This is a genomic window from Halomonas sp. M20 (assembly GCF_020622265.1).
Lineage (GTDB): Bacteria > Pseudomonadota > Gammaproteobacteria > Pseudomonadales > Halomonadaceae > Modicisalibacter.
In genome coordinates this window covers 411,431-435,950 of sequence record NZ_JACNMQ010000001.1, presented here as the reverse complement: position 1 = coordinate 435,950, position 24,520 = coordinate 411,431, and the positions used below count along the sequence as shown (strand labels likewise).

The following is a 24,520-nucleotide window of genomic DNA, read 5'->3' as shown; positions in this document are numbered from 1 at the left end:
GGCCCGGATTGCCGGGTCCGGCCTCTGTCTTTCACCTGCTTTGCTGGTTTATGCTAGCGCCACATAAAGGACTCTCCCCGGGCGGACCCATCATCGATGAAGATTATCATCCTGGGTGCCGGTCAAGTTGGCGGCACTCTGGCGGAGCATCTGGCGCACGAAGAAAACGATATCACCGTCGTCGATACGGAGACGGTTCGCCTGCGTGAGCTACACAACCGCCTGGATATTCGCACCGTGACCGGCTCCGGCTCCTACCCGATGGTGCTGCGCCAGGCGGGCTGCGAGGATGCGGACATGCTGATCGCGGTGACCAATTCCGATGAAGTCAACATGATCGCCTGTCAGGTGGCCCATACGCTGTTTCGCACCCCGACCAAGATCGCGCGGGTACGCGCCGCTGCCTACCTGACCCGCAAGGGACTGTTTTCCAACGAAGCGGTACCGGTAGACGTACTGATCAGCCCGGAGCAGGTCGTCACCGATCATATCCGCCGCCTGATCGTCTATCCGGGCGCGCTGCAGGTGCTCGAATTCGCCGGCGGCCAGGCCCAGCTGGTGGCGGTCAAGGCCTATTACGGCGGCCCGCTGGTCGGCCAGGAGCTTGGATTCCTGCGCCGCCACATGCCCAATGTCGACACCCGGGTCGCCGCCATCTATCGCCAGAATCGTCCGATCATTCCTCGCGGCGATACTGTCATCGAGGCGGATGACGAGGTGTTCTTCATCGCTGCCCGGCGGGATATTCGCGCGGTCATGAGCGAGCTGCGCAAGATCGAGCGGGATTTTCGCCGCATCCTCATCGCCGGAGGCGGCAACATTGGCCAGCGCCTGGCGGAGCAACTCGAGCATAGCCACCAGATCAAGATCATCGAGCGGAACCTGGAACGCTGCGGCGTTCTTTCCGAGCGTCTCGATCGCACCGTGGTACTGCATGGCAGCGCCACCAGCAAACGCTTGCTGATCGAGGAAAACATCGAGGATTGCGATATCTTCTGCGCGCTTACCAACGACGACGAGGTCAACATCATGTCGTCGATGCTGGCCAAACGCCTAGGGGCCAAGAAGGTGCTGACTCTGATCAACAATGCCGCTTATGTGGACTTGGTTCAGGGTGGCGAAATCGATATCGCCATTTCGCCGCAACAGTCCACCATCGGCGGCCTGCTGACCCATGTGCGCCGGGGGGATATCGTCAACGTTCACTCCCTGCGACGCGGCGCGGCAGAGGCGATCGAGGCCATCGCCCACGGCGACGCCCGATCCTCGAAGGTCATTGGACGTACCATCGATGAGATCGATCTGCCGGCCGGCACCACCATCGGCGCGGTGGTACGTGGCAAGGAGGTGCTGATCGCCCACGACGATGTGGTCATCGAAGCCGGCGATCATGTCATCTTGTTCGTGATCGACAAGCGCCGTATCCGCGATGTGGAGCGTTTGTTCCAGGTTGGTCTGTCCTTTTTCTAATTTTCAGAATACAAACAAATGTCCTATCACGTAAGAAGCGCTGATTCATGAGTCTACGCGTCACGCTGCGCATTCTCGGGCTCCTGCTGATGGTATTCAGCCTGACCCTGGTTCCGCCCATCCTGATTTCGCTGTTGTTCAAGGACACGGTGTGGAACGCGTTTGTCATTGCCATGGCCATCACCTTCGCGACTGGCGCAGTACTTTATGCGCCCAATCATCGTGCCCGCAAGGAGCTGCGTACGCGGGATGGCTTCCTAATCACGGTGCTGTTCTGGAGTGTACTGGGGCTCTTCGGTTCGTTGCCGTTGATGTTTGCCAGTGATCCGGCGCTCTCCTGGACCGATGCGATTTTCGAGTCCTTTTCCGGGCTGACCACCACCGGTGCCACGGTGATCACCGGTATCGACCTATTGCCGGACTCCATTCGCTACTACCGCCAGCAGTTGCAGTGGCTGGGCGGCATGGGGATCGTGGTACTGGCGGTCGCCATCCTGCCGACCCTGGGTATCGGCGGCATGCAGCTCTACCGCACCGAGATTCCCGGCCCGCTCAAGGACTCCAAGCTGACCCCGCGCATCACCGAGACCGCCAAGGCGCTGTGGTACATCTATGCCGCGCTGACCCTCACTTGTTTCCTGGCCTACTGGCTAGCGGGCATGAACTGGTTCGATGCCCTCGGGCATAGTTTCTCGACGGTGGCCATCGGGGGCTTTTCCACCTACGACGCGAGCATTGGCTATTTTGACAGCGCCACCATCGAGTTGATCTGCGTGGTGTTCATGATTCTGTCCTCGATCAGTTTCGGCCTGCATTTCGCCGTGTGGCGTGAAAAACGGCTGGGGCAGTACCTGCAGGACCCCGAATTCCGCTTTTTTCTTCTGTTCCTGGCCCTGCTCAGCATCACAACCATCGTGACGCTGCTGGCAAGCGGCACCTACAACGACATGACCGGGGCGCGTCACGGCCTGTTCGAGGCCGTCTCTATCGCCAGCACCTCGGGCTTTGGCGTCGCCGACTTCTCGATCTGGCCCGGCGCCCTGCCCTTCATGCTGTTCGTTGCCGCCTTCGTTGGCGCTTGCTCCGGCTCTGCCGGGGGCGGCATGAAAGTGATCCGTATTCTGCTGATTTTAAAGCAGGGCATGCGGGAAGTGCTGCGTCTGATTCATCCCAGCGCCGTCATCTCGATCAAGGTGGGCAAGATGAGCGTGACGGACAGCGTGTCACAGGCGGTATGGGGCTTCTTCTCCGTCTATGTGATGCTGTTTTTCCTCATGCTGGTAGGCATGCTGACCACCGGACTCGACCAGGTCACCGCCTGGTCCGCGGTCGGCTCCGCGCTCAACAATCTGGGCCCCGGGCTTGGCGAGGTCGCCAATCACTATGGCAACATTCCCGCCGCCGCTAAGTGGATCCTGGTAATCGCCATGGTATTGGGGCGCCTGGAAATTTTCACGGTGCTGGTACTGTTTACCCCGGCTTTCTGGCGTCGCTGAATCGACGCACAAGAAGATACCCATATATCGGGAGATTGATGGCTAGCACGCCAATGCCCAGCCACAACTGAATGGTCGGCGTCAGCCCCGCTGGATAGATGAGAGCAATCAGATAATGCTCGATGAACCCGCCGGCATAGCCGGATTCTCCGGCAGCACGCAGCAAGGCGTTTTCCAGCGGGGTCAAAGGGCAGATCCAGCCTTTGAACTCAAGCGCCGCTGCCCATGCTACTGTCGGTAGATGCAACCATACCAGACGTGGCCAGCGCAGCACGGCAAGCCCTCCTAGCACCACGAAGAGAATGAACGCCAGATGCAGGATCAGAACTGCCTCGGCGGCAATGCGATAGCCCATCGGCCCCCTCCTTGTCAGTGAAGCGATACCACCGGAGCCCCTGGAGGATACTGCACTTGGACTGCCCGACTCCCTTCATGGATAATTAGCGGCCTGATTGATTCCGTTGCAAGCGAGCGTCCATGACCGACACCCAGGCTATCACCTCCGAAGACAGCATCAGCGGCCCTCGCCGCGTCGTCGAAAGCGGTGATGCCCGCTACACCCTGCTGGGAACCGCCCACGTTTCCCGGGCCAGTGCCGAGGAAGTGCGCAAGCTGATTCGCTCCGGCGAATTCGACGCCGTGGCGATCGAGCTGTGCCAGTCCCGCTATCAGAGCCTGACCAACCCGGACGCCTTGGCAGAGCAGGATCTCTTCCAGATTTTTCGCCAAGGCAAGGCCGGCATGGTGGCCGCCAGTCTCGCCCTGGGGGCATTTCAGCAGCGCGTGGCGGAGCAGTCGGGTATCGAGCCCGGCGCCGAGATGCGTGCCGCGGTCAACGAGAGCCGCGATGCGGATCTGCCCTTGCTGCTGATCGACCGGGAAGTGGGCACGACCTTGAAGCGGGTTTACGCCAACGTACCCTGGTGGCAGCGCATGGGGCTGATTACCGGCCTGTTCGGTAGCTTGCTGTCCCGTCAGGAGGTTTCCAGTGACGACATCGAACGGCTCAAGCAAGGCGATGTGCTGGAATCCACCTTCAACGAGTTTGCCGAGCAATCCGAAGCGCTCTATACGCCCTTGATCGCCGAGCGGGACCGCTACATGGCGCTACGCCTGGTGGAAGAGAACCCCCAGGATCGCTATCGCAATGTGCTGGTGGTGATTGGCGCCGGCCACCTCAAGGGCCTGGCGGCGCACCTCGAACAGCCGCTGCCTCAGCCTCCTACTGCTGAGCGTGAACAGCTTGAAGCGACACCGCAACGGGGGCGCTGGTGGAAGGCGGTGCCCTGGCTGATCACGGCCCTGGTACTGATAGGCTTTGCCATCGGGTTTTCGCGGGATAGCGAGCTTGGCTGGCAGCTGATCGGCGAGTGGTTCCTGATCAATGGCGTACTCTCGAGCCTTGGCGCCGCCATCGCCCTGGCCCATCCGCTTACGGTAGTGGCAACCTTTTTTGCGGCGCCGTTGACCTCGCTCAACCCTACAATCGGCGCTGGCTTCGTAGCCGCTGGGGTGGAGCTCGCGCTGCGCCGTCCCAAGGTGCGGGACTTCTCGCAACTACGCCACGACGTGGCCGCCCTCAAAGGCTGGTGGCGCAATCGTGTGTCGCGCACATTGCTGGTATTCCTGCTTGCCACCGTCGGCTCCGCCGCCGGCACCTGGATTGCCGGGCTACGAATCGCCGGTAAACTGTTCGGTTGAAACAGCAACCGTAGCGCCGGCGGTTGCATCGTTTGCCCTTCGATCCTTCGCCAACCCATACACTCTATACTTTCCAGCACCTGTCCCCCTCTTGATGCACAGGCGTCATTTTGCGCCGCCCCCACAATTTGTCTTAACCTATAACACTATGATTCAAAAGGTTCGACTACACGACGCAAGGAGGCTGATGTGAGTGATACCGATCTTGGGTTGATGGATGCCGGTCGGCTGATGAAGCTTTTCAAGTCCAGTGACGCTTCTCCTTTGGAAGCCACCCGAGCCGCACTGGAGCGCATCGAGCGCTTCAATGACAAGGTCAACGCTTACACCTATATAGACCGCGAGGGGGCGGAAGCGGCCGCCAAGGCCTCCGCCCGGCGTTGGGGCCAAGGCAAGCCATTGAGCCCGATAGACGGCGTGCCGGTTTCGCTCAAGGACCTGACCAATGTCGCCGGCATGCCAGCCCGGGAAGGCTCGCTGCTGACCTCGAACGCTCACTGCGAAGAGGATGCGCCACCCGCGCGCATGTTGCGGAAGGCCGGCGCCGTGCTGCTCGGCAAGACCAATACCCCGGAATTCGGCTGGAAGGCGGTGACCGACAACCGAGTTTACGGCGCGACCTGTAACCCCTGGGATACCCGTCTGACCCCCGGGGGCTCCTCGGGCGGAGCCGCTGCCGCTGCCGCACTCAATATGGGTGTGCTACACCAGGGCGGCGACTCCGGCGGCTCGATTCGCATTCCTGCCGCCTTCACCGGTGTGTTCGGCTTCAAGCCGACCTTCGGCTGGACGCCTCAATGGCCGCCGGCCAAGGAACCGACGCTCTCGCATATCGGCCCGCTGACCCGCAACGTGCGTGATGCCGCCCGCATGCTCAACGTGATCGGGCGCTACGATCATCGCGACCCTTACGCCACTCGCGGCCAACCAGAGGACTGGGGCGTGGATCTCGACAACGACCTGCGCGGCTTGCGTATCGCCTACTCCCCCACTCTGGGCTATGCGGATGTCGATCCTCAGATAGCGGAACGCGTTCGCGAGGCCGCGCACAAGCTGGAGGCACTGGGCGCCGAGATCGTGGAGGTCGACCCCGGCTTCGAGTCGCCCATCAAGATTTTCCAGACGCTGTGGTTCACCGCCTCGCTCGAGTTGTGGTCGCAGTGCAGCGAAAAACAGCGTCAGATGCTTGACCCGGGATTGGTGGCCAATGCCCGACATGCGGAGAGCTGGCTCGCCGTCGACCTGTTTCGGGCGCTGGCCGACCGCGCCCGACTGACTCTGCAACTGGAGCACTTCAACCAGGAGTATCACCTGCTGATGACTCCTACGGTGCCCCTCGAACCCTTCGAGATCAACTACGAGGTGCCACCGGGCAGCGGCATGCGCGACTGGGAAGAGTGGGCGCCCTTCTCCTACCCGTTCAACCTGAGCCAGCAGCCGGCCGCCTCGGTGCCTTGCGGCTTTACCGACAAGGGATTACCGGTCGGCTTCCAGCTTGCGGGCGGCAAGTTCGATGACATTCGCGTATTGCGGGCTTGTCACGCCTTCATGGAAGCCCATCCACCGCGCTTTCCCACGGTGCCGGACCCGGCGCATTACGCCTGACCACCCGGTCATGCATTTCACCCCATTGAGATAAAGGTCTTTTCGATGATCGTTCGTACCCACAAGGACGCCGAAAACAACGCCGTCGATGAAGAGAAGTTCATCAGCCGCCGCTACACGCTGCGGGCGGACGGCATGGGCCACTCGGTGCACGAGACCTATATCAAGCCCGGGCAGGAACTGCACATGTGGTACAAGAACCACAAGGAAAGCGTGATCTGCACCAAAGGCGAGGGTCAGATCGAAGACCTGACCGAAGGCGGCAAGTGGGAGCTGAAACCCGGCGTGCTCTATGCCCTGGACAAGAACCAGCAGCACATTCTGAGCAGCGAGCAAGGCATGACCGTGCTCTGCGTGTTCACCCCCGCCCTGGTCGGCCCCGAGGATCACGACGAACAGGGCAGCTATCCGCTTTATGACGACGACGGTACGGTGCTGCAGCGATAGGCGACGCCCAAGATATCCATCCGGCGCCCCGACACCGTCACTAATTTACCGTGTAACCGTGACGAGACGGCATGACGAACGACACCACACGCATCAATCAAGCCATGAACCACTTCGACGGCCAGGAGGCTATCTGGCTGTTCGGCTACGGCTCGCTGATCTGGAAGGCGGGATTTCCCTATCTGGAACGGCGCCCGGCTTATATTCATGGCTGGGTACGGCGTTTCTGGCAGGGCTCTCACGATCATCGTGGTACGCCGGACGCGCCGGGTCGCGTCGCCACTCTGGTGCGCCAGGCCGGTGCCATCTGCCACGGCATGGCCTATCGCATCACACCCGAGGCTCTAGGGCCCCTTGATGTTCGTGAAAAGAACGGCTATCTGCGTCTGGTGACTGAGCTGCACTTCGAGGAAAGCGAACGCAGCGAAGGGTTGGTCTATATTGCCACCGAAGACAATGCCGCTTTTCTCGGCGACGCCTCGTATCACCATATCGCCCATCAAATCGCTCATGCACAAGGTCCTAGCGGCCCCAATCGCGACTACTTGCTAAACCTGGCGGCGGCGCTGCGTGAGCTCGATGTCGAAGACTCGCATGTATTCGAGCTGGAACGATTACTCCCCCCATTAGCGCCGATAAAAGAGTAGACTGAGCCGAGATCACCCAATTTCATTACCACAGCAAGACGAGAAAGATGATGAGCAGCAAGATCAGTGTAGCGTCCCCCTTGGTCATTTTGCATGGCGACGAAATGGCCCAAGTGGCCTTCGAGAAGATCCTCGAGATGTTCGTCACCTCGCGCCTGGACATGAAACTGGTGGACATCGATCTGTCTGCGGAAAATCGCCTGGCGACCAACGGTCAGGCGGTCATGGATGCCATCGAAGCACTCAAGCAGCACGGTGTGGGCATCAAGAATGCCGGCATGACCGTCAATCGGGAGCAGCTGACGGATCTGCTGGCCAAGCATCCCGATATCGATCAGGCCGACCTGCACCCGCTGGCCACCAAGTCGCCCAACGGCGCAATCCGCAAGGGTATTGGCGGCAATATTACTCGCGAAGACATTCAGTTTCGCAATTTGCAGTTCGACAAGCCCGAGTGGATCGGTCGCGATATTGAAGTCGATACCATGACCAGCGGCGGCATCAAGGAGAGCTATAACGAGCTTTCTAGCGCTACCGGCGTGATCAAGCTGATGTTCGTCGGCGCCAGTGGCGACCCGGAGGAACTGCACCGTCGCGAGGTCGCCAAGGGTGATCCATGGCTGCTGGCCACCAACGATATCGACGATATCAAGGCCTGGGCGCATCGCTTCTTCAAGCGGGCAATCGAGGAGAAGCGCGATATCTATCTCGGCCTCAAGGACACGGTGATCGCCGGTTACGACGGCGCCATGCGCACGGTCATCGAAGATATCTACCAGCAGGAGTATCAGCAGCAGGTCGAATCCCTGGGGCTTGCCTATCATTATGAGCTGATCGATGCCCAGGCCGCGCGCATCGTTGCCAACCCACCCAAGCGCGCGCTTTGGGGCGTGCCGGACAACACCACCGGGCGCAAGCTCTACAAGCTGGTCGAGCAACTCAAACGCTTCGGCATCCCGAAGCGCGAAGCCCGCGTGTCGCTTTCGCGCATGAGCGCCGGCGGCGGCGATCAGTACGGCAGCTACAACATGCCCGCCACAGAAGACGGCATTCTCAAGGTGATCGTCGATGGCGATGAGAAACATGCTCGACGCGTGAAGGCAGGTGATCCGATCCTGCTGATGTCCAACGATGCCCAGGCCATCAAGGATTGGGTGCTCCAAGTGTTCCGCGATGCCTCACGCAAGAAAAAGGAGGTCTACTTCGGTCTCAAGCGCGAGTACATGAATTACGACGAAGTGTTCAGCACGGTCATCACCGATGTGCGCTACGAGCTAGCCCAAGGCGGTACGCCACCGCCATCGTTCATGATCATGCGGCCTTCCAGTCAGCTGATCAAGATGATCACCGACCCGCCCCGCAATGCCCTCTACCCGGCCCAGAATCTGGATGGCGACATCTTCTCGGATATCTCCGCCGCCTTGGGGGGAAGCCTTGCCACGGCGAGTTCCATCATCGAAAGCAAGAACGGCACCATGCTGTTCGAGGCGCCCCATGGCACCGCCCACGATCTCTATCTGAAATACCAAGAAAGCAATGGCAAGGAAGCGCACTTCAACTCCTCGGCGCTGCTGTTCGCCGTCGCCAATGCGCTGGAGACCCTGGGCGAACGGGAAGGCAACGACGCACTCGTCGGCTACGCCACGCAGCTGAAGGAAGCGCTGATCGACACCGTCGATGCCGGCATCATCACCGGCGACCTGAAAGGTAAGACAGCCGATCCTGACAAGGAACAGGTGGTGGATATGCAAGGCTTTCTCGATGCGGTGGAAAAGCGGCTGGCAAGCTAACTTCTCTCTACCGGTTTGAATATTCATCAAGAGTCCTTTTCATAGTTTTGCAAAGGGCTCTTGGTCGCTTTCAATAAACCGCAACCGGATATGACACGATACTCTGCCTGGGATCAGTATCGCGTATCACGAATTAAGCATTTCCCTGTCGACGCAGGTGAAAACGGCACTTGAGCGCACGTTATCGTTTTGATGATGAGACGGTAAACGTTATTACCGCTCGTCGCCGTGAGGAGATCAGTCTCTAAGATGCGGCAGAAAACTTTGAGAGTGGTGGGCCCAGCAGGACTTGAACCTGCAACCAAGGGATTATAAATAAAATTTCGTAACATTGAGGATCGCTTCTACCATGCGATTATATCTAAGAATCAGAAAGTTGAGGATTTCCACTACTTACACTAGCCACAGCGTTTTCTTGTAATCAGCAGCCAAACTGCAACCAAAGTAGTCTGTTCGCTCTCCCTGCACCGACAGAGACCTAATCTAGAAGGCCTTACATCATCGAACACTCATCGTAGTCATGAAGTAGTGGCAGCAAGATCGTCCTTAGTTATTTTGGAGCGCATAATCGCTCATCCGGGACCCAGCATTTCATGGCGCAATAGACATTAGTCTTATTCCGATATTCATTCGCCCTCGCCTGTAGGCTAACTCTTTCATAGCAGTGACTTGCGTATCTTCTTTCTAACCCGATAAGGGTCCATCTCATTCGATACTAAGAGTCTCGTGTTGACATCATAGCGTAGTGCTCCCTACTATCGAGGCAGTTTGTGAAACACAATACCGCATAGCAAAACAAAAAGGCTCATACAGCCGAGGAAACCTTATGCATTATCTAGTCCGCCAAGTGCTGTTTGCTTCACTCCCGCTCACTCTTGCTCTTCCTGGAGCGACCCTTGCCAAGGAGGTCGAACTCCCTAACACCATGGCCTGGACTGCCTACGGCACCAACTCCAGTGGTTATGCGCAGGCCGTGGCCATTGGTGGCATGCTTCAGAAACAATACGACACTGCAGTGCGTGTACTGCCTGGCGATAACGATGTATCGCGCATGACTCCGCTAAAGACAGGACGTGTCGACCTATGCGCCTGCGGTATCGCCAGCTACTACGGAGCCGAGGGCGTTCTGATGTTCGCTCATCCCGACTGGGGCCCACAGCCACTGCGCGTACTAACCACCTCGACCGCCTCTTTTGGCCTTTCGCTAGCCGTGGCCGGAGACCTGGACGTCAAGACGCCAGCAGACCTGAAAGGTAAGCGCATCGCTTACATCCGCGGTGATGATGCCCTCAACAAGGGCACCGAAGCCTACCTCGCCTTTGGCGGCCTGACCTGGGATGACGTTGAACGGGTCGACTATCCTGGGTATGCGCGTTCGTTCGACGGCATTATCTCCGGTGAGGCGGACGCCTCTTTTACTACCACGGTGACACCACCGGCTCAGCAATTGGCCAGCAGTCCGCGTGGTATCAGCTGGCCGGCGCTAGATCCCAACGACGAAGCCGCCTGGCAACGTATGCAGAAAATCGCTCCTTATTTCCGACCCCATGAGGTCACCGCTGGAGCAGGCGGCGTTTCCGCCGAGAACCCGGTCAACAGTGCCAGCTATCCTTATCCGATCATCGTTGCCAATGCCGATCTCGAGGACACCACCGCCTATGGTTTGATCAAGGCGCTACAGGATAACTACGACGCCTATAAGGACAACGCTCCGGGTGCGGCAGGCTACGCATTGGAGAATCAGGATCTGACCTGGGTCATCCCATTTCACGAAGCGGTCGTCGACTATTACAAGGAAACCGGCGTATGGACCGAGGAAATGCAGGCTCATCAGGACAAGCTTGTAGAACGCCAGAACCTGCTACTCGATACCTGGAAGGAGTTCACCACAGGCGAGACCCCGGAAGATGAAGATGCCTTCCGCGACGCCTGGATGCAAACCCGCGCTTCAGCCCTTCGCGAGGCCGGCTTCGAACCTATCTTCAAGTGATCCCTGTCGGCGTCCACTGCGTAAAGTGGACGCCGGCGATTCCGCCATGCCCAACTCCGGATCCCCGCCATGAATCAGGCCAGTCAACAAGAGGATGTCGGCGCCGCAAAAGAGCAGGTATCAAAAGTGCGGTCCCTGCCCCGCGCGCTGCGCTGGCTCCCAGGTACCGTCACCGTTCTGCTCACCTTGATGACGCTGGACTATCTCTTCAACCTGGGCTGGCTGACTTTCGTTACCGGCCTAGAAACCCAGTTCTACTACGCCGTGGTAGCCCTGTTGCTACCTCTGGTCTTTCTGCTCTGGCCGATGTTTCCCTCGGGGCAGAGCAAGCCGGTGCCTTGGTACGACTACCTCTTGTTTATCGTTACCGCCATCGTCGGCGGCTATTTCGTTTTCCAGGCCGAATCGATCCTCGAACGCGGCTGGGCCTTCGCTGCCCCCGAGCCGGCGGTATGGTTCAGCTACGCCTACTGGTTGCTGATTCTCGAGGCTGCACGCCGCGCCGGAGGTTGGCCCATTGCCTTGATCGTTGCACTGTTCTCCTGCTATCCGATGGTCGCCGACATCATGCCGGGGCCGATCCAGGCGTTTCCATCGACACTCGAGCAGACCGCTATCTACCACACCATGAGTACTGAAAGCATCATGGGCGTACCGCTGCAGGCCTTCGCCAGCCTAGTGATCGGCTTTCTCATCTTCGGGGTGGTATTACAGAAGACAGGAGGTGGCGCCTTTTTCATCAATCTCGCCTTCTCCTTGCTGGGGCACGTACGCGGAGGACCCGCCAAGGTGTCGATCTTCGCCAGTGGCCTGATGGGATCGATGAGCGGGAGTGTGATCACCAACGTGTTGACCACTGGGGTCCTGTCGATCCCCGCCATGCGGCGTATCGGCATGAGCCGTTCATTCGCCGGCGGTGTAGAAGCCTGCGCCTCGACAGGCGGGGTGCTGATGCCACCGGTAATGGGGGCCACCGCCTTTATCATGGCAATGTTTCTCGACGTACCCTACGCTGCCGTGGCCCTGGCCGCCGTCATCCCCTCGGTACTGTATTTCCTGGGCCTGTTCATTCAGATCGATGCTTATGCCGCCCGTAATAACATCAAGGGCCTGCCCAAGCTCGAGCTGCCTTCGGTCAAGCAGACCTTGAAAGAAGGCTGGTACTTCATCTTCGTCTTCGTGCTGCTGGTCTGGATGCTGTTGGTAATGCAGCGTGAGGCGGTGGCGCCATTCTATGCTACTGCCTTGCTACTAGTGATCAATCAGCTCTCCAAGTCGCACCGCTGGGGCTGGAAGAATGTCACCGACACCCTCAATGCCGCCGCCAAGCTGTTCGCTGAGTTGATCGCCATTCTCGCCGGCGTCGGCATGCTGGTCGGTGCGCTGTCGATGACCGGGCTGTCGGGCACCATCGCCAACGATTTCATTCATCTGGCAGGTGGTAGCGTGCCGTTGCTACTCGTCATGGGCGCGCTGACCAGCTTCGTGCTGGGTATCGGGATGACGGTGACCGCCGCCTATATCTTCCTGGCGGTGGCTCTGGCGCCGGCGCTGACCCAAGGTGGCGGCCTCGATCCCATGGCCGTGCACATGTTCATCCTCTACTGGGGCATGCTCAGTTTCATCACTCCGCCGGTCGCCTTGGGAGCCTTCGCCGCCGCTACCGTGGCCGGCGCCCGACCGATGGAAACCGGCCTCCAGGCCATGCGCCTAGGCAGCGTTATCTATTTCATCCCCTTCATGTTCGTGCTTAATCCAGCGCTGATCATGCAGGGCAGTCCTATCGGTATCATTCTGGTGTTCTGTCAGGCCGTGCTTGGCATCGTGCTGTTCGCCTCAGCCATGCAGGGCTACCTGATTGGGGTGGGGCGTCTCGGCCATACCCCTGCCATGGAAGTAATCATTCGCACCCTGGTGCTGATCGCCGGCTTCTGTGTCGCGCTGCCCGGCGGCAAACCAATCCCCTTCAGCAACCTGGAGCTGCTCAGTGTTGGACTGGCCACCGGTATACCGGCGATCCTGCTCGCTCGATGGAGTCAGCACCGTGCCATCCCACGCAACGGCATAACGCCGCACTGACCTCGTCCAGCGCCGAGCATGCGCGTTCGGTGCCTTTTCAACAACAATACTCAGGAGCCCTCCATGCTACGTCAGATTCGTTTACCCCTTACGGCCGGTGCACTGTTCGGCGCGCTCGCGATCACTCCGCTAGCCAATGCCGAGATGCCGGAAACGCTGAACTGGACCGCCTATGGCACCGGCACCAGCGGGCATGCCCAGATCATGGCCATCGGCCAAATCATTCAGCAGCGCAGCGGCACCCAGTTCCGGGTCATTCCCGGCGAGAACGACATTTTGCGCATGACGCCGCTGAAGACCGGTCGTGTCGATCTTTGCGCCTGCGGTATCGCAAGTTATTACGGCTCTGAAGGGGTAATGATGTTCGCCGGTCCTGGCTGGGGGCCGCAGCCGATTCGGGTGATCAGCACCTCCTTGGCCTCGTTCGGGCTGGGCATGGCGGTGGCCGGCGATGTGGAAGTCGAGACCCCCGCGGATCTCAAGGGCAAGAGAGTCGCCTATCTCCGGGGCGACGATGCCCTCAACAAGGCCGCCGAAGCCTATCTGGCCTTTGGCGGACTGGATTGGAACGACGTCGAGAAGGTCATCTTCCCGGGGTACAACAGTGCCTTCGATGGCATCATAAGCGGGCGCGCCGATGCCGCGATTACCACTACCGTGACCCCCGCCGCCCAGCGCTTGGCGGCTAGCCCTCGGGGCATACAATGGCCCCAACTGCCCCGTGACGACCGCGCTGCCTGGGAGCGCATGAAGGCCGTTGCCCCCTACTTCCAGCCTCATGAAGTCACCGCCGGCGCCGGTATTCCCGAGGATGGTTACCACAGCGCCAGTTACCCCTACCCGATCATGGTCGCCAACGCCGACCTCGAGCATGACACCGCCTACGGTCTGATCAAGACCCTGGTCGAGGACTATGATCGCTACAAGGATGCCGCTCCGGGCGCCGCCGGCTACGCCGTCGAGAACCAGAACATGACTTGGGTCATCCCCTTCCATGAGGCAGTCGTCGATTACTACCGCGAAGCGGGCATTTGGACCGAAGAAATGCAGGCGCATCAGGATCAGCTGTTGAAGCGACAACAGCTCCTCGCCGAGACCTGGGGCGATTACGTCATCTCGGCACCAGATGACGAGGAAGCCTTTCGTCAAGGGTGGCTAGAGGCGCGCGCCAAGGCACTGAAAGCGGCCGGAATGCAGCCAGTGTTTTAAACCTCGATTGATCGACGTGAAGCACTAACATAGGTCACCTTCGGGTGACCTTTTTCGTTCCATCTTCTTTATGCGCCAATTTTGCTTTGCGAAATTCAATTCCAAAATACTTGACCGATCTTGCCCGCCCCCGCATCATGGTTTTCAACTTCCGCCCACACGGAGATGTTTCGGATGCCAGACAACCAGCCAGACAGCGCCTCCACCCCCGTCAGCTATAGCCGTCAACAGCGCGTCGGCGTTATTCGTATCGACAATCCACCGGTCAACGCGGTGAGCCAAGCCGTTCGACGAGGACTGCTGGAGGCTCTCGAGCGTGCCGAGGGCGATAGTGATGTCGAGGTCATCGTACTATTAGCCACCGGTCGAACATTCATTGCCGGAGCGGACATCCGTGAATTTGGCAAGCCTCCTCAGCCACCGCTGTTACCCGAAGTCATCGCCACACTGGAAGCCTGCGACAAACCATTGATTGCCGTGCTGCACGGCACCGCACTTGGAGGTGGTTTGGAGGTAGCACTAGGCTGTCATCTGCGCGTCGTCCTGGAGGGGGCCAAGGTCGGCCTGCCCGAGGTCAAGCTTGGCTTGCTGCCCGGGGCCGGTGGCACCCAGCGCCTGCCGCGCCTGGCGGGCGTCGAGTGTGCCTTGGACATGATCACTAGCGGCCGCTTCGTCGCTGCCGAAGAAGCGCAGAGACTGGGCATTGTCGATGCAGTGATGACCGGCAACGACCCGCTCAGCGTGGGTCTGGCCGCCGCCGAACGTCTGCTACAGGGTCGTTACGTTCCGCGCGTCAGTGGCGATCTTCCCGTTCCGACGGCCGACCCGGAAGCCTGCGAGCGCTATCGGAAACGTCTGGCCGAAGAGGTTCCCTATCTGTTCTCGCCTTTTCGCATCGTTGACGCCGTGGAAGCCGCCACTCGCCTGCCTTTCGCCGAGGGGCTCAGACGCGAGCGCGAGCTATTTACCGAATGCATGGAGTCCTCGCAGCGCGCTGGCCTGATTCACACCTTCTTTGCTAGCCGAGGCACGCATAAGGTGCCAGGTGCCGGTAGCGATTCGTCGCTCACGACTCTCGGCCTGGTCGGACATCACGCACTGTTCGAGGCCTTGGCAACCAATGCCGCCAAGGCCGGTGTACGGTTGATCGATCTCGATGCAGAGATCGGCGACGGTATTCAGGCCTGCCTGATTGCTCCCGATGTCGACGCCTCCCGGCGCCAGGCGCTCAGGAGCATACTGCCCATCGGTACTCCCCGAATCGATGTCGCCATACCGCCAGACTTCTCAAGCGATGCCTGTGACGCCGCTCTGGTACTTTCCCCGCTTGATGCGGCGCTGCCGATCTGTGAACTGGTCGATTACACGAACAACCCGGCCTTGATTCAGGCGTTGGCCAACACGCTCAAGAAGCTCAAGCGTCAGGTAGTGGTTACTCGCCACGGGAGCGTCATCGCCGCACTTGAAAAGGCACTGTCAGACGCCATCGCCGATGACCACGAGGCCAGTCGACTCAGTACTGCCTGGGAAGCCGAGGGGTGGGATCTTTCACCCTGGCTGGCGAAGGTCAATGATCGCGTCGAGCTTGATGATACGGATGCCGAACACCATCGTCGTCCTCTCGATCTCGCCTGGCAGCAGGCCGCCCAGACACTCTCGGCGAACGGCCAGGTGCACCGCGACAGCGATATCGATGTACTGGCAACTCAGGCCTTCGGCTATCCATCGCATCTTGGTGGCCCTGCTTTTCGCAGTTCGGTGTCTCGCTGAGCTGCGCTCTTTTTCCTCGAGGTAATCATGAACCTACAATTCACCCCAGAAGAAAACACCTTCCGCGAGGAGGTGCGTGCCTTTCTTGCCGACAAGCTCCCCGCCGATATTCAGCGTAAGGTGCGGTTCGGTCAGCAGCTCAATGCCGAAGAACATGTGCGTTGGCAGAACCTCCTCAGCGAACGCGGCTGGTTGGCACCCGGCTGGCCGGTGGAACACGGCGGTACCGGCTGGAGCCCGGTCGAGAAACATATCTTCGAGGAAGAGTGTGCCGCGGCGCATGCCCCCACGGTGGTGCCGTTCGGTGTCAACATGGTCGCGCCGGTGATCATCCGTTTCGGCAGCGAGGAGCAGAAGCGTCATTACCTGCCACGCATTCTCGGCAACGACGACTGGTGGTGTCAGGGCTATTCCGAACCCGGCGCCGGCTCGGATCTGGCTAGCCTCAAAACTCGCGCCGAACGTGACGGTGATCACTACATCGTCAATGGCCAGAAGACCTGGACCACTCTGGGCCAGCACGCCAACATGATGTTCTGCCTGGCCCGCACCGATCCTCAGGCCAAGAAGCAGGCCGGCATCAGCTTCCTGTTGATCGACATGAATACTCGGGGCATCAGCGTGCGCCCGATCATCACCCTCGACGGTGCTCACGAGGTCAATGAGGTGTTCCTCGACAACGTACGCGTGCCGGTTGCCAATCGTGTCGGCGAAGAAGGCGAAGGCTGGACCTGCGCCAAGTTCCTGCTCACCCACGAACGCACCGGTATTGCTGGCCTGGGTCACGCCAAGCAGGCTCTGCGCCACCTCAAGAGCGTGGCTCGCCGCCAAACTCATCGTGGCCGCCCGCTGATCCAGGCACCAAGCTTTCGTGAACAGATCGCCCGATCCGAACTCGAGCTGATGGCACTGGAAGTCACCAACCTGCGCGTACTGGCTGCCGCCCGGGACGGTGGCGCCCCAGGGGCGGAAAGCTCACTGCTAAAGATTCGTGGGTCGGAGCTGCGCCAGCGCCTGAGCGACCTGACCCGACGCGCCCTCGGCCCCCAAGCGCTACCGTTCTTCGCCGATTTCCTCGCCGGTGACGACGATACTCTCGACGACGACCAGACATTCGCCGCCGCCGCCACCGCGCAGTATCTCAATCGCCGTAAGCTGTCGATCTATGGCGGCGCCAACGAAATCCAGAAAAACATCGTCGCCAAGACAATTCTCGGCATGTAAGGAGCTGGCATGGACTTTTCCCTGAGCGACGAGCAGCGCATGCTCGACGAGACCGTGACTCGCCTGGTCACCGATCGCTGCAATCCCGAGCAGCGCCGCACGCTGATCCAGGAGCGCGGTACCGCATCCTCCTCGCTATGGCACACCTTCGCCGAACTGGGCCTGCTGGCCATGCCTTTCAGCGAGGAGGACGGCGGGCTGGGGGGTGATGGCATCGACCAGATGCTGATCATGCAGGCGCTGGGCCGTGGCCTGGTGCCCGAAGCTTATCTCGATGGCCTGATGATTCCCGGCATGCTGCTGGCCAAGCTGGCCGATGACAGCCAACGCGAACGGTGGCTGACACCATTGCTGGAAGGCGAGCATCAACTCGCCCTGGCCTGGCACGAAACCACCAGTCGTTACGACATCGATACGCCAGAGTCCCATGCAAAACGGCGCGGTGAAGGCTGGCATTTACAGGGTCGCAAGCGGGTGGTAATCAACGCCCCGAGAGCGGCCGCACTCCTGGTGACGGCGGGTCTCGATGGTGGCGCTCTTGGCCTGTTCCTTGTCCCCGTGGATAGCGACGGCCTGCAGCGCCGGGACTACACCACGCTTGACGATCAGCGTGCCAGCGATCTCGATTTCGACATGGCCCTGCCCGCCTCGGCCCTGCTGGCCAGTGGCGACAGTTTGCTCGCGGCACTTGGCGAGGCCCTCGCCCAGGGGCGAGCCGCTCTGTGCGCCGAAGCCGTCGGCGCCATGGAAATGGCTTGCGAACAGACCCTGGAGTATCTCAAGGAGCGACAACAGTTCGGCGCCCCGTTGAGTCGCCAACAGGCGCTGCAGCACCGCATGGTCGATATGCACCTGCATCTCGAGCAAGCCCGTTCGATGGCGATTCTCGCCGCCACCAGCCTGACACTGCCTGACGAGCAGCGCGACTATCGTATCGCCGCCGCCAAGGCCTATATAGGCGAGGCGGCACAGTTCGTCGCTGAACAGGCCATTCAGCTACACGGCGGTATGGGCATGACCGAGGAGTGCCATGTCGCTCACTATGCCAAGCGGTTGATCTTGCTCGACCATGCCTTGGGCGATCGCGACTATCATCTTGAAACCGTCATGGCTCATCTCGACTCAGTGGCCTGATGCCGCACTTATGGGGCGGATCGTCATTCATAGTATCCTGGAGTTGGTATGGAACGTGAATCAATGGATTTCGATGTGGTCATCGTCGGTGCCGGCCCCGCGGGACTGTCCGCGGCCTGCCGACTGATGCAGCAGGCGGGTGAGGCCGAACGCGAACTCAGCGTATGCGTAGTCGAGAAAGGCTCCGAGGTCGGTGCGCATATTCTCTCCGGCGCGGTGTTCGAGCCCCGCGCACTGGCCGAGCTCTTCCCAGACTGGGCCGAACGGGGCGCGCCATTGACCGTTCCGGCAACCCGGGACGAGGTCCATCTGCTCAAGAACGCGGAGTCGACCCAGAAGCTGCCCAACGCCCTGGTACCCAAAACCATGCATAACGCGGGTAGTTCTCCCAACTACGTGATCAGTGCCGGTAACCTGTGCCGCTGGCTGGGCGAGCAGGCCGAGGCTTTGGGGGTGGAGATATTTCCCGGCTTTGCCGCCCAGGAAGCACTGATCGACGATGACGGTATCGTGCGCGGCATCGTGACCGGCGACATGGGTGTGGCCGCCGACGGCAGCGAGAAGAGTGGTTACATGCCGGGTATGGAGCTGCGTGCCAAGTATACCCTATTCGCCGAGGGTTCCCGCGGCCATATCGGCAAGCGTCTCATCGAGCGCTTCAACCTCGATGACGGCAAGGACCCGCAGCACTATGGCATCGGCTTGAAGGAGCTGTGGGATGTGCCCGCCGAGGTGCACGAACCGGGATTGGTACTCCACGGCTCCGGCTGGCCTCTGGACAAGAACGCCCACGGCGGTTTCTTTCTCTATCATGGCGAGGATCAGCAGGTAATGGTCGGGCTGATCATCGACCTGAGCTATACCAACCCGTTTCTATCACCCTTCGATGAATTCCAGCGCTTGAAACACCACCCGCTGCTCAAGCAGTACCTGGAAGGCGGCAAGCGGGTCGCCTACGGCGCACGGTCGATCACCAAGGGCGGGCTCAACTGCCTGCCGAAGATGACCTTTCCCGGCGGCCTGCTGATCGGTTGCGATGCGGGCACCTTGAATTTCGCCAAGATCAAGGGGCTGCACACGGCAATGAAGTCCGGGATACTGGCGGCGGAGACGGTGTTCGAGGCATTGGGCCAATCGAACGAAGCCGATACAGGGGGCAAGGAGCTTACGGATTTCACCACGAAATGGGAACAGAGCTGGGCCTATCAGGAACTCGAGCAGACCGCGAGCTTCGGCCCGGCGATTCACAAGTACGGTACTGTCGGGGGCGGCGCCTATAATTTCGTCGATCAGCTTTTCAAGGGCAAGCTACCCTCGCTTCACGACACGACCCCGGATTACGCCAAGCTCAACCCGGCGGATCAGGCCGAGAAAATCGACTACCCCAAGCCCGACGGCAAGCTCTCCTTCGACAAGACCTCCTCGGTGTTCATGTCCAACACCAACCACGATGAGGATCAGCCCTGCCACCTGCGCCTGAGCGATCCGGACATTCCGATTCGCGACAATCTGCCCAAGTACGACGAGCCGGCGCAGCGCTACTGCCCGGTCGGGGTCTACGAAGTGGTGGAAGACGACGCCGGCAAGCCTAAGTTCCAGATCAACTTTCAGAACTGCATTCACTGCAAGACCTGCGACATCAAGGACCCGGCGCAGAACATCACCTGGGTGGCGCCGGAGGGGGGCGGCGGGCCGAATTACCCCAACATGTAGGGAGTCAGCACGTTGCTAACGCCGGGCATTGAATGAATGAGCTGACCGGCGTTTTCTCTATAACAGGCTTATGAGGACCTATATGCCCTCCACCAACACCATCGAGGTGCTCCATCACGATGACGCCATCGTCGAAATTCGCCTGAATCGGCCGGGAGTACGCAACGCCCTAAATGAGGCGACCGCCCTGTCGCTCAACGCCGCCCTACAGACGGTGGCCGAGGATACCGGTGTGCGCTGCGTGATCCTGAGCGGCGAAGGCGCCAGTTTCTGTGCTGGTGCCGATATCGGTGAGTTCGAGTCGGGCTCGACCACACCGGCCAGCGAGCGTCTCGCCACCTTGTTCAAGCCCGCGTTGCTGCGCATGGTAGCGATGCCCAAGCCGGTGATCGCTGCGGTCAATGGGGCCGCCGCGGGCATTGGTATGGCCTATGTACTGGCCAGCGATATGGTACTGATGGCCCGCTCCGCTTACCTCAAGCTGGCCTTCATCGATATCGGCCTGATCCCTGATGGCGGCATCACCTGGCATCTGGTACGGCGTATTGGTCATGCGCGGGCCTTCGAGCTGGCAGCCACCGCCGCGCCGATCGATGCCGAAACCTGTCAAACGCTGGGCCTGACCAACCATGTCGTCGATGACGAGTCTTTACAAAGAGAAGCGCTACGCTGGGCACGCTTGCTGGTATCGCAATCAGACCAGGCCATCGCCCACACTAAGCAGGCTATGCGTGCCTCGGCTCTGAGCGACCTGGAAACCGCCTTCGACCATGAAGGCCGTCTACAAGATGAATGCAAGGCATCGCCGGAGTTCGCCACGCGAATCGCGGCATTCCGTGACGCGCGACGGCGCTAACGCCACCCATCAAAAAGGCCCCGCATGCGGGGCCGAAGCGATCGAGATAGTGGCAATGAAGAGAAGCTAGAAGTCGTATTGTGCCGAGAAATGCACCCGATTCAGGTCGAAGCTGTCGCCATCGACTTCCTCGAGATCGAAACGCTGATACTCGATGCCGTAGGTAGTCTGTGCCATCGGTGACCACATCAGATTGACGAAGGTGGTGTCGTAGCTGTCGGTCATGTTGCCCGTCCCCGCCTCATCTAGCCCGGTCCGCGAATAGGCCAGCGAACTGCGTAAATTATCGGTCCAGTAATGGCGATAGATCGCCGAGGCGCCCCAAGCATCGACGCCCTCAATCTCCCCATCCTCGATCTGCGCATCCGGGTAAGGGCGCAGCCCCATATAGCGCCCCAGGTTGCCATAGTTGGCCTGCAAGCGGATGTCGTCCTTACCGAAGGTCGGGAAACGACCGGTCACGCTATAGGCATCGCCCCATTCGGTGTCGTCGTCGTCGTCGTCGACTGCGAGCTGGCGTGCCAACGTTGCAAACGACACATGGCCCCAATCGCCGTCGAAGTTTATACGGCCGACAATATCCGGCACTGACTGATCGTCACCACCGTCTTCCGGGTTCTCCAAGGCAAACTGCAGGCTCCCACCATTGAACGGCTGGGTGTAGCGTAGCTGCGTCTGGCGTACGAAGATGACGCTGGCCTGCTGACCGAAAGCATCGACCTCGCCTAGGCCATTGAGATCCATGAAGGTCGACCAGGTTTGGCCGGCCAGCCAATTACCCCAGCTGCCGTAGGCATGCCGCAGGCGCGGCGCATAGGAATTGCTGACGAACTCATTGGCCTCCTCATCAGCACCGTAGAAATCGACCTCGATAAAGGTTTCCAGGGTGTCATCTGCCACCGGCGTACTGCTACCTATATTTATCCGACTCTGACGTGCACTAAAACTGTTGCGAACTCCTTCATCTTCGTTCGTTTCCGTGCGCAAGGAGTTGGGCGTGACGATTTCGCTGGCCTTGCCGTCGCCGTAGCCATTATCGGCAAACGTCGCCTGGGCCTTGACGTAGCCGCCAATCTCAAGGGTCGTTTCACCGATCTTGAGACCGCCGCCCGGCGCCTTGGTGACGACGTCGTCGCTGACTGTGGCAACTTCCTTTTCAATGGTTTTCTGCTGCGACTTGAGTTCGTCGATTTGCGCCTGGAGTGCCTCCATTTGTGCCTGCAAGGCCTCGATATCGGCAGGCGTTGCCTGCGCATTGGCTATCCCTAGCGGCAGCATCAGCGATGCTCCGATCGCCGTAACGGTTGTTATCTTTTTGACGGGCTTGAACATGATAGTCCTCATTGTTTTTTTAAGTGCACAACGCCCCTGGCCGGTGCGGACTAGGCATCGGTGGTAGAGGATGTCGCGCGAATTTGGCCCTTCACGAAACGTTGGGCCGTTGGAGCGGGAGCCAGCCCCCACTGCCGCACCGGTTTGGCGCTTGCTCGGTTATTGCTTTGCGATAGGTGACACTCGACTAACTCGCTTTTTTATAATTGTCAGTGCTGCTTGAAAGAACCGCTCCTCCCTTATAGTTTCTGCTCAAGTTCCGGCAATATCTCGAACAGGTCGCCGACCAAGCCGGTAACTTTGGAGAGCGCCACCTGGAAGATCCCGATCTTCCTACAGCTTGCTTTCCAGCTCCGGGAGGATTTCGAACAAGTCGCCCACCAACCCATAATCCGCCACCTGGAAGATCGGCGCGTCCTCGTCCTTGTTGATGGCGACGATCACCTTGGAGTCCTTCATCCCCGCCAGGTGCTGGATGGCGCCACTAATGCCCACGGCAATGTACAGCTCCGGCGCGACGATCTTGCCGGTCTGCCCTACCTGGTAGTCATTGGGCACAAACCCGGCATCGACTGCGGCCCGCGACGCGCCCAGGGCGGCGCCGAGCTTGTCGGCGATACCTTCGAGCATCTTGAAGTTTTCGCCATTGCCCATGCCGCGCCCGCCGGAGACCACGACCTTGGCCCCGCCCAGTTCCGGGCGTTCGCTCTTGGCCAGCTCTTCGTCGACGAAGCTCGACAGGGCGTTATCGACCACCGTGTCGACCGCTTCAACCGGGGCACTGTTACCTTGGCTGACCGCATCGAAGGCGGTGGTGCGGATGGTCATGACCTTGAGAGCATCGTCGCTTTGCACCGTGGCGATGGCGTTACCGGCATAGATCGGACGCTTGAAGGTATCGGCACTATCCACGGCCATCACTTCGGAAAGCTGAGACACGTCCTTGAGCGCCGCCAGGCGCGGCAGCACGTTCTTGCCGTTGGTGGAGGCGCTGGTCAACACATAGGCGTAGTCATCCGCCAGGCTGACCAGCAGATCCGCCAGGGGTTCGGCCAGCTGATGGGCGTAGACGGCGTTGTCCGCCACTCGTACCCGGGTCACGCCGTCGAGCTTGGCTGCGGCTTCGGCGATGCTGTCAATGTTTTCACCTGCCACCAGCAGATCGATGTCGCCGCCGGCGTGCTCGGCAATCTGCTGGGCGGCCGCGATGACGCTGGCGGTGGCATCGTCCAGATGGCCGTCGTGATGATCGGCCAGTACCAATAGGCTCATGAAATCAGCTCCTCTTAAAGCACTTTGGCTTCGTTCTTGAGTTTGTCGACCAGCTCGTCCACGGAGCCGACCTTGATGCCGCCCTTGCGCTCCGCCGGGGTCTCGACCTTGAGCAGGCTGACCTTCGAGGCTACCTCGACGCCAAGATCCGCGGGGCTCTTGGTCTCGAGCGGTTTCTTCTTGGCCTTCATGATGTCCGGCAATTTGGCATAGCGCGGCTCGTTCAAGCGCAGGTCGGTGGTGACAATGGCTGGCAGGCTGAGTTCGAGACGCTGCAGGCCGCCGTCGATCTCCCGAGTGATCTGGAGCTTGTCGTCCTGCACTTCGAGCTTGGAGGCGAAGGTGCCCTGGGGCTGGCCGGTCAGGGCGGCGAGCATCTGGCCGGTCTGGTTGTTATCGGTGTCGATGGCCTGTTTACCGAGGATGGTCAGCTGGGGCTGCTCCTCGTCGATGACTTTTTTCAGCAGCTTGGCCACCGCCAGGGACTCGACCCGCTCGTCGGTTTCAATGTGGATGGCACGATCGGCGCCCAGGGCCAGGGCGGTACGCAGCTGCTCCTGGGCGGCCTTGGGGCCGATAGAGACGGCCACCACTTCCGTGGCCACGCCCTGCTCTTTGAGACGCACCGCTTCTTCCACGGCGATCTCGCAAAAGGGGTTCATGGCCATCTTGACGTTGGTGAGATCGACGTCGGAGTGATCCGTCTTGACGCGAATCTTGACGTTGTAATCGATGACGCGTTTGACCGCGACGAGTACTTTCATGTCCACCTCCTACATGTTTCT

At 60.0% G+C, this 24,520-nt stretch carries 19 protein-coding genes; 15 read left to right on the top strand and 4 right to left on the bottom strand.

The window, feature by feature from the left end; translation table 11 throughout:
- The first annotated feature begins 96 nt into the window (after window positions 1–96).
- Window positions 97–1,470: a Trk system potassium transporter TrkA gene (trkA, locus tag H7850_RS02125; RefSeq protein ID WP_227367741.1), complete on the top strand. Its 1,374-nt coding sequence runs from the start codon at window positions 97–99 to the stop codon at window positions 1,468–1,470.
- Window positions 1,471–1,517: 47 nt separating this feature from the next.
- On the top strand, window positions 1,518–2,966 hold the full coding sequence (locus H7850_RS02120) for a TrkH family potassium uptake protein (protein ID WP_227367740.1): 1,449 nt from the start codon (window positions 1,518–1,520) through the stop codon (window positions 2,964–2,966).
- Here H7850_RS02120 and H7850_RS02115 read toward each other — a convergent pair.
- A complete protein-coding gene (locus H7850_RS02115) occupies window positions 2,941–3,321 on the bottom strand; it encodes a DUF2784 domain-containing protein (RefSeq protein ID WP_227367739.1) in 381 nt (126 codons plus the stop codon). The genes H7850_RS02120 and H7850_RS02115 overlap by 26 nt on opposite strands.
- A 122-nt stretch (window positions 3,322–3,443) precedes the next feature.
- On the opposite strand from H7850_RS02115, the gene H7850_RS02110 reads away from it, so the two are divergent.
- The 13 genes from H7850_RS02110 to H7850_RS02050 all read left to right on the top strand — a co-directional run bounded on the left by H7850_RS02110 (window position 3,444) and on the right by H7850_RS02050 (window position 21,131).
- On the top strand, window positions 3,444–4,667 hold the full coding sequence (locus H7850_RS02110; protein WP_227367738.1) for a TraB/GumN family protein: 1,224 nt from the start codon (window positions 3,444–3,446) through the stop codon (window positions 4,665–4,667).
- A 189-nt stretch (window positions 4,668–4,856) separates the two neighbouring features.
- Complete coding sequence (locus tag H7850_RS02105) at window positions 4,857–6,272, top strand: amidase (RefSeq protein WP_227367737.1); 1,416 nt, start codon at window positions 4,857–4,859, stop codon at window positions 6,270–6,272.
- 45 nt (window positions 6,273–6,317) lie between these two features.
- Window positions 6,318–6,719, top strand: coding sequence for an ectoine synthase (locus H7850_RS02100; protein WP_227367736.1), 402 nt, complete (start codon window positions 6,318–6,320; stop codon window positions 6,717–6,719).
- Between the two features lie 71 nt (window positions 6,720–6,790).
- Window positions 6,791–7,366 carry a gamma-glutamylcyclotransferase gene (locus tag H7850_RS02095; protein WP_227367735.1) on the top strand — a complete coding sequence of 192 codons (576 nt, stop codon included), beginning with the start codon at window positions 6,791–6,793 and terminating at the stop codon, window positions 7,364–7,366.
- 50 nt (window positions 7,367–7,416) lie between these two features.
- A complete protein-coding gene (locus H7850_RS02090; protein WP_227367734.1) occupies window positions 7,417–9,156 on the top strand; it encodes an isocitrate/isopropylmalate family dehydrogenase in 1,740 nt (579 codons plus the stop codon).
- An 826-nt stretch (window positions 9,157–9,982) separates the two neighbouring features.
- Window positions 9,983–11,146, top strand: coding sequence for a TAXI family TRAP transporter solute-binding subunit (locus H7850_RS02085; RefSeq protein WP_227367733.1), 1,164 nt, complete (start codon window positions 9,983–9,985; stop codon window positions 11,144–11,146).
- A gap of 69 nt (window positions 11,147–11,215) precedes the next feature.
- Window positions 11,216–13,225: a TRAP transporter permease gene (locus tag H7850_RS02080; protein ID WP_227367732.1), complete on the top strand. Its 2,010-nt coding sequence runs from the start codon at window positions 11,216–11,218 to the stop codon at window positions 13,223–13,225.
- A gap of 63 nt (window positions 13,226–13,288) precedes the next feature.
- A complete protein-coding gene (locus H7850_RS02075; protein WP_227367731.1) occupies window positions 13,289–14,434 on the top strand; it encodes a TAXI family TRAP transporter solute-binding subunit in 1,146 nt (381 codons plus the stop codon).
- Between the two features lie 174 nt (window positions 14,435–14,608).
- On the top strand, window positions 14,609–16,204 hold the full coding sequence (locus tag H7850_RS02070; protein ID WP_227367730.1) for an enoyl-CoA hydratase/isomerase family protein: 1,596 nt from the start codon (window positions 14,609–14,611) through the stop codon (window positions 16,202–16,204).
- 27 nt (window positions 16,205–16,231) lie between these two features.
- A complete protein-coding gene (locus H7850_RS02065) occupies window positions 16,232–17,428 on the top strand; it encodes an acyl-CoA dehydrogenase family protein (RefSeq protein ID WP_227367729.1) in 1,197 nt (398 codons plus the stop codon).
- A gap of 9 nt (window positions 17,429–17,437) precedes the next feature.
- Entirely contained in the window at window positions 17,438–18,562 is a 1,125-nt protein-coding gene (locus H7850_RS02060; RefSeq protein WP_227367728.1) for an acyl-CoA dehydrogenase family protein, read from the top strand.
- 48 nt (window positions 18,563–18,610) lie between these two features.
- The gene (locus H7850_RS02055) at window positions 18,611–20,275 is read left to right on the top strand and encodes an electron transfer flavoprotein-ubiquinone oxidoreductase (protein ID WP_227367727.1); all 1,665 of its coding nucleotides are present in this window, start codon (window positions 18,611–18,613) and stop codon (window positions 20,273–20,275) included.
- Window positions 20,276–20,357: 82 nt separating this feature from the next.
- Window positions 20,358–21,131, top strand: a complete 774-nt coding sequence (locus tag H7850_RS02050) for an enoyl-CoA hydratase/isomerase family protein (RefSeq protein WP_227367726.1) — start codon at window positions 20,358–20,360, stop codon at window positions 21,129–21,131.
- Window positions 21,132–21,197: 66 nt separating this feature from the next.
- On the opposite strand, the gene H7850_RS02045 is transcribed toward H7850_RS02050, so the two are convergent.
- The 3 genes from H7850_RS02045 to H7850_RS02035 form a co-directional block, all read right to left on the bottom strand.
- Window positions 21,198–22,463: a DcaP family trimeric outer membrane transporter gene (locus tag H7850_RS02045; protein ID WP_227367725.1), complete on the bottom strand. Its 1,266-nt coding sequence runs from the start codon at window positions 22,461–22,463 to the stop codon at window positions 21,198–21,200.
- Between the two features lie 333 nt (window positions 22,464–22,796).
- Complete coding sequence (locus H7850_RS02040) at window positions 22,797–23,735, bottom strand: electron transfer flavoprotein subunit alpha/FixB family protein (RefSeq protein ID WP_227367724.1); 939 nt, start codon at window positions 23,733–23,735, stop codon at window positions 22,797–22,799.
- A 14-nt stretch (window positions 23,736–23,749) separates the two neighbouring features.
- A complete protein-coding gene (locus tag H7850_RS02035) occupies window positions 23,750–24,499 on the bottom strand; it encodes an electron transfer flavoprotein subunit beta/FixA family protein (RefSeq protein ID WP_227367723.1) in 750 nt (249 codons plus the stop codon).
- Window positions 24,500–24,520: the final 21 nt, after the last annotated feature.

Excerpts from the sequence above, each read along its gene's own strand:
- H7850_RS02035 (WP_227367723.1), bottom strand. The coding sequence starts at position 24,499 with ATGAAAGTACTCGTCGCGGTCAAACGCGTCATCGATTACAACGTCAAG.
- H7850_RS02040 (WP_227367724.1), bottom strand. The coding sequence starts at position 23,735 with ATGAGCCTATTGGTACTGGCCGATCATCACGACGGCCATCTGGACGAT.
- H7850_RS02120 (WP_227367740.1), top strand. The coding sequence starts at position 1,518 with ATGAGTCTACGCGTCACGCTGCGCATTCTCGGGCTCCTGCTGATGGTA.
- H7850_RS02100 (WP_227367736.1), top strand. The coding sequence starts at position 6,318 with ATGATCGTTCGTACCCACAAGGACGCCGAAAACAACGCCGTCGATGAA.
- H7850_RS02065 (WP_227367729.1), top strand. The coding sequence starts at position 16,232 with ATGAACCTACAATTCACCCCAGAAGAAAACACCTTCCGCGAGGAGGTG.
- H7850_RS02090 (WP_227367734.1), top strand. The coding sequence starts at position 7,417 with ATGAGCAGCAAGATCAGTGTAGCGTCCCCCTTGGTCATTTTGCATGGC.
- H7850_RS02080 (WP_227367732.1), top strand. The coding sequence starts at position 11,216 with ATGAATCAGGCCAGTCAACAAGAGGATGTCGGCGCCGCAAAAGAGCAG.
- H7850_RS02060 (WP_227367728.1), top strand. The coding sequence starts at position 17,438 with ATGGACTTTTCCCTGAGCGACGAGCAGCGCATGCTCGACGAGACCGTG.
- trkA (WP_227367741.1), top strand. The coding sequence starts at position 97 with ATGAAGATTATCATCCTGGGTGCCGGTCAAGTTGGCGGCACTCTGGCG.
- H7850_RS02110 (WP_227367738.1), top strand. The coding sequence starts at position 3,444 with ATGACCGACACCCAGGCTATCACCTCCGAAGACAGCATCAGCGGCCCT.
- H7850_RS02075 (WP_227367731.1), top strand. The coding sequence starts at position 13,289 with ATGCTACGTCAGATTCGTTTACCCCTTACGGCCGGTGCACTGTTCGGC.
- H7850_RS02055 (WP_227367727.1), top strand. The coding sequence starts at position 18,611 with ATGGAACGTGAATCAATGGATTTCGATGTGGTCATCGTCGGTGCCGGC.
- H7850_RS02115 (WP_227367739.1), bottom strand. The coding sequence starts at position 3,321 with ATGGGCTATCGCATTGCCGCCGAGGCAGTTCTGATCCTGCATCTGGCG.
- H7850_RS02045 (WP_227367725.1), bottom strand. The coding sequence starts at position 22,463 with ATGTTCAAGCCCGTCAAAAAGATAACAACCGTTACGGCGATCGGAGCA.
- H7850_RS02050 (WP_227367726.1), top strand. The coding sequence starts at position 20,358 with ATGCCCTCCACCAACACCATCGAGGTGCTCCATCACGATGACGCCATC.
- H7850_RS02070 (WP_227367730.1), top strand. The coding sequence starts at position 14,609 with ATGCCAGACAACCAGCCAGACAGCGCCTCCACCCCCGTCAGCTATAGC.
- H7850_RS02095 (WP_227367735.1), top strand. The coding sequence starts at position 6,791 with ATGACGAACGACACCACACGCATCAATCAAGCCATGAACCACTTCGAC.
- H7850_RS02085 (WP_227367733.1), top strand. The coding sequence starts at position 9,983 with ATGCATTATCTAGTCCGCCAAGTGCTGTTTGCTTCACTCCCGCTCACT.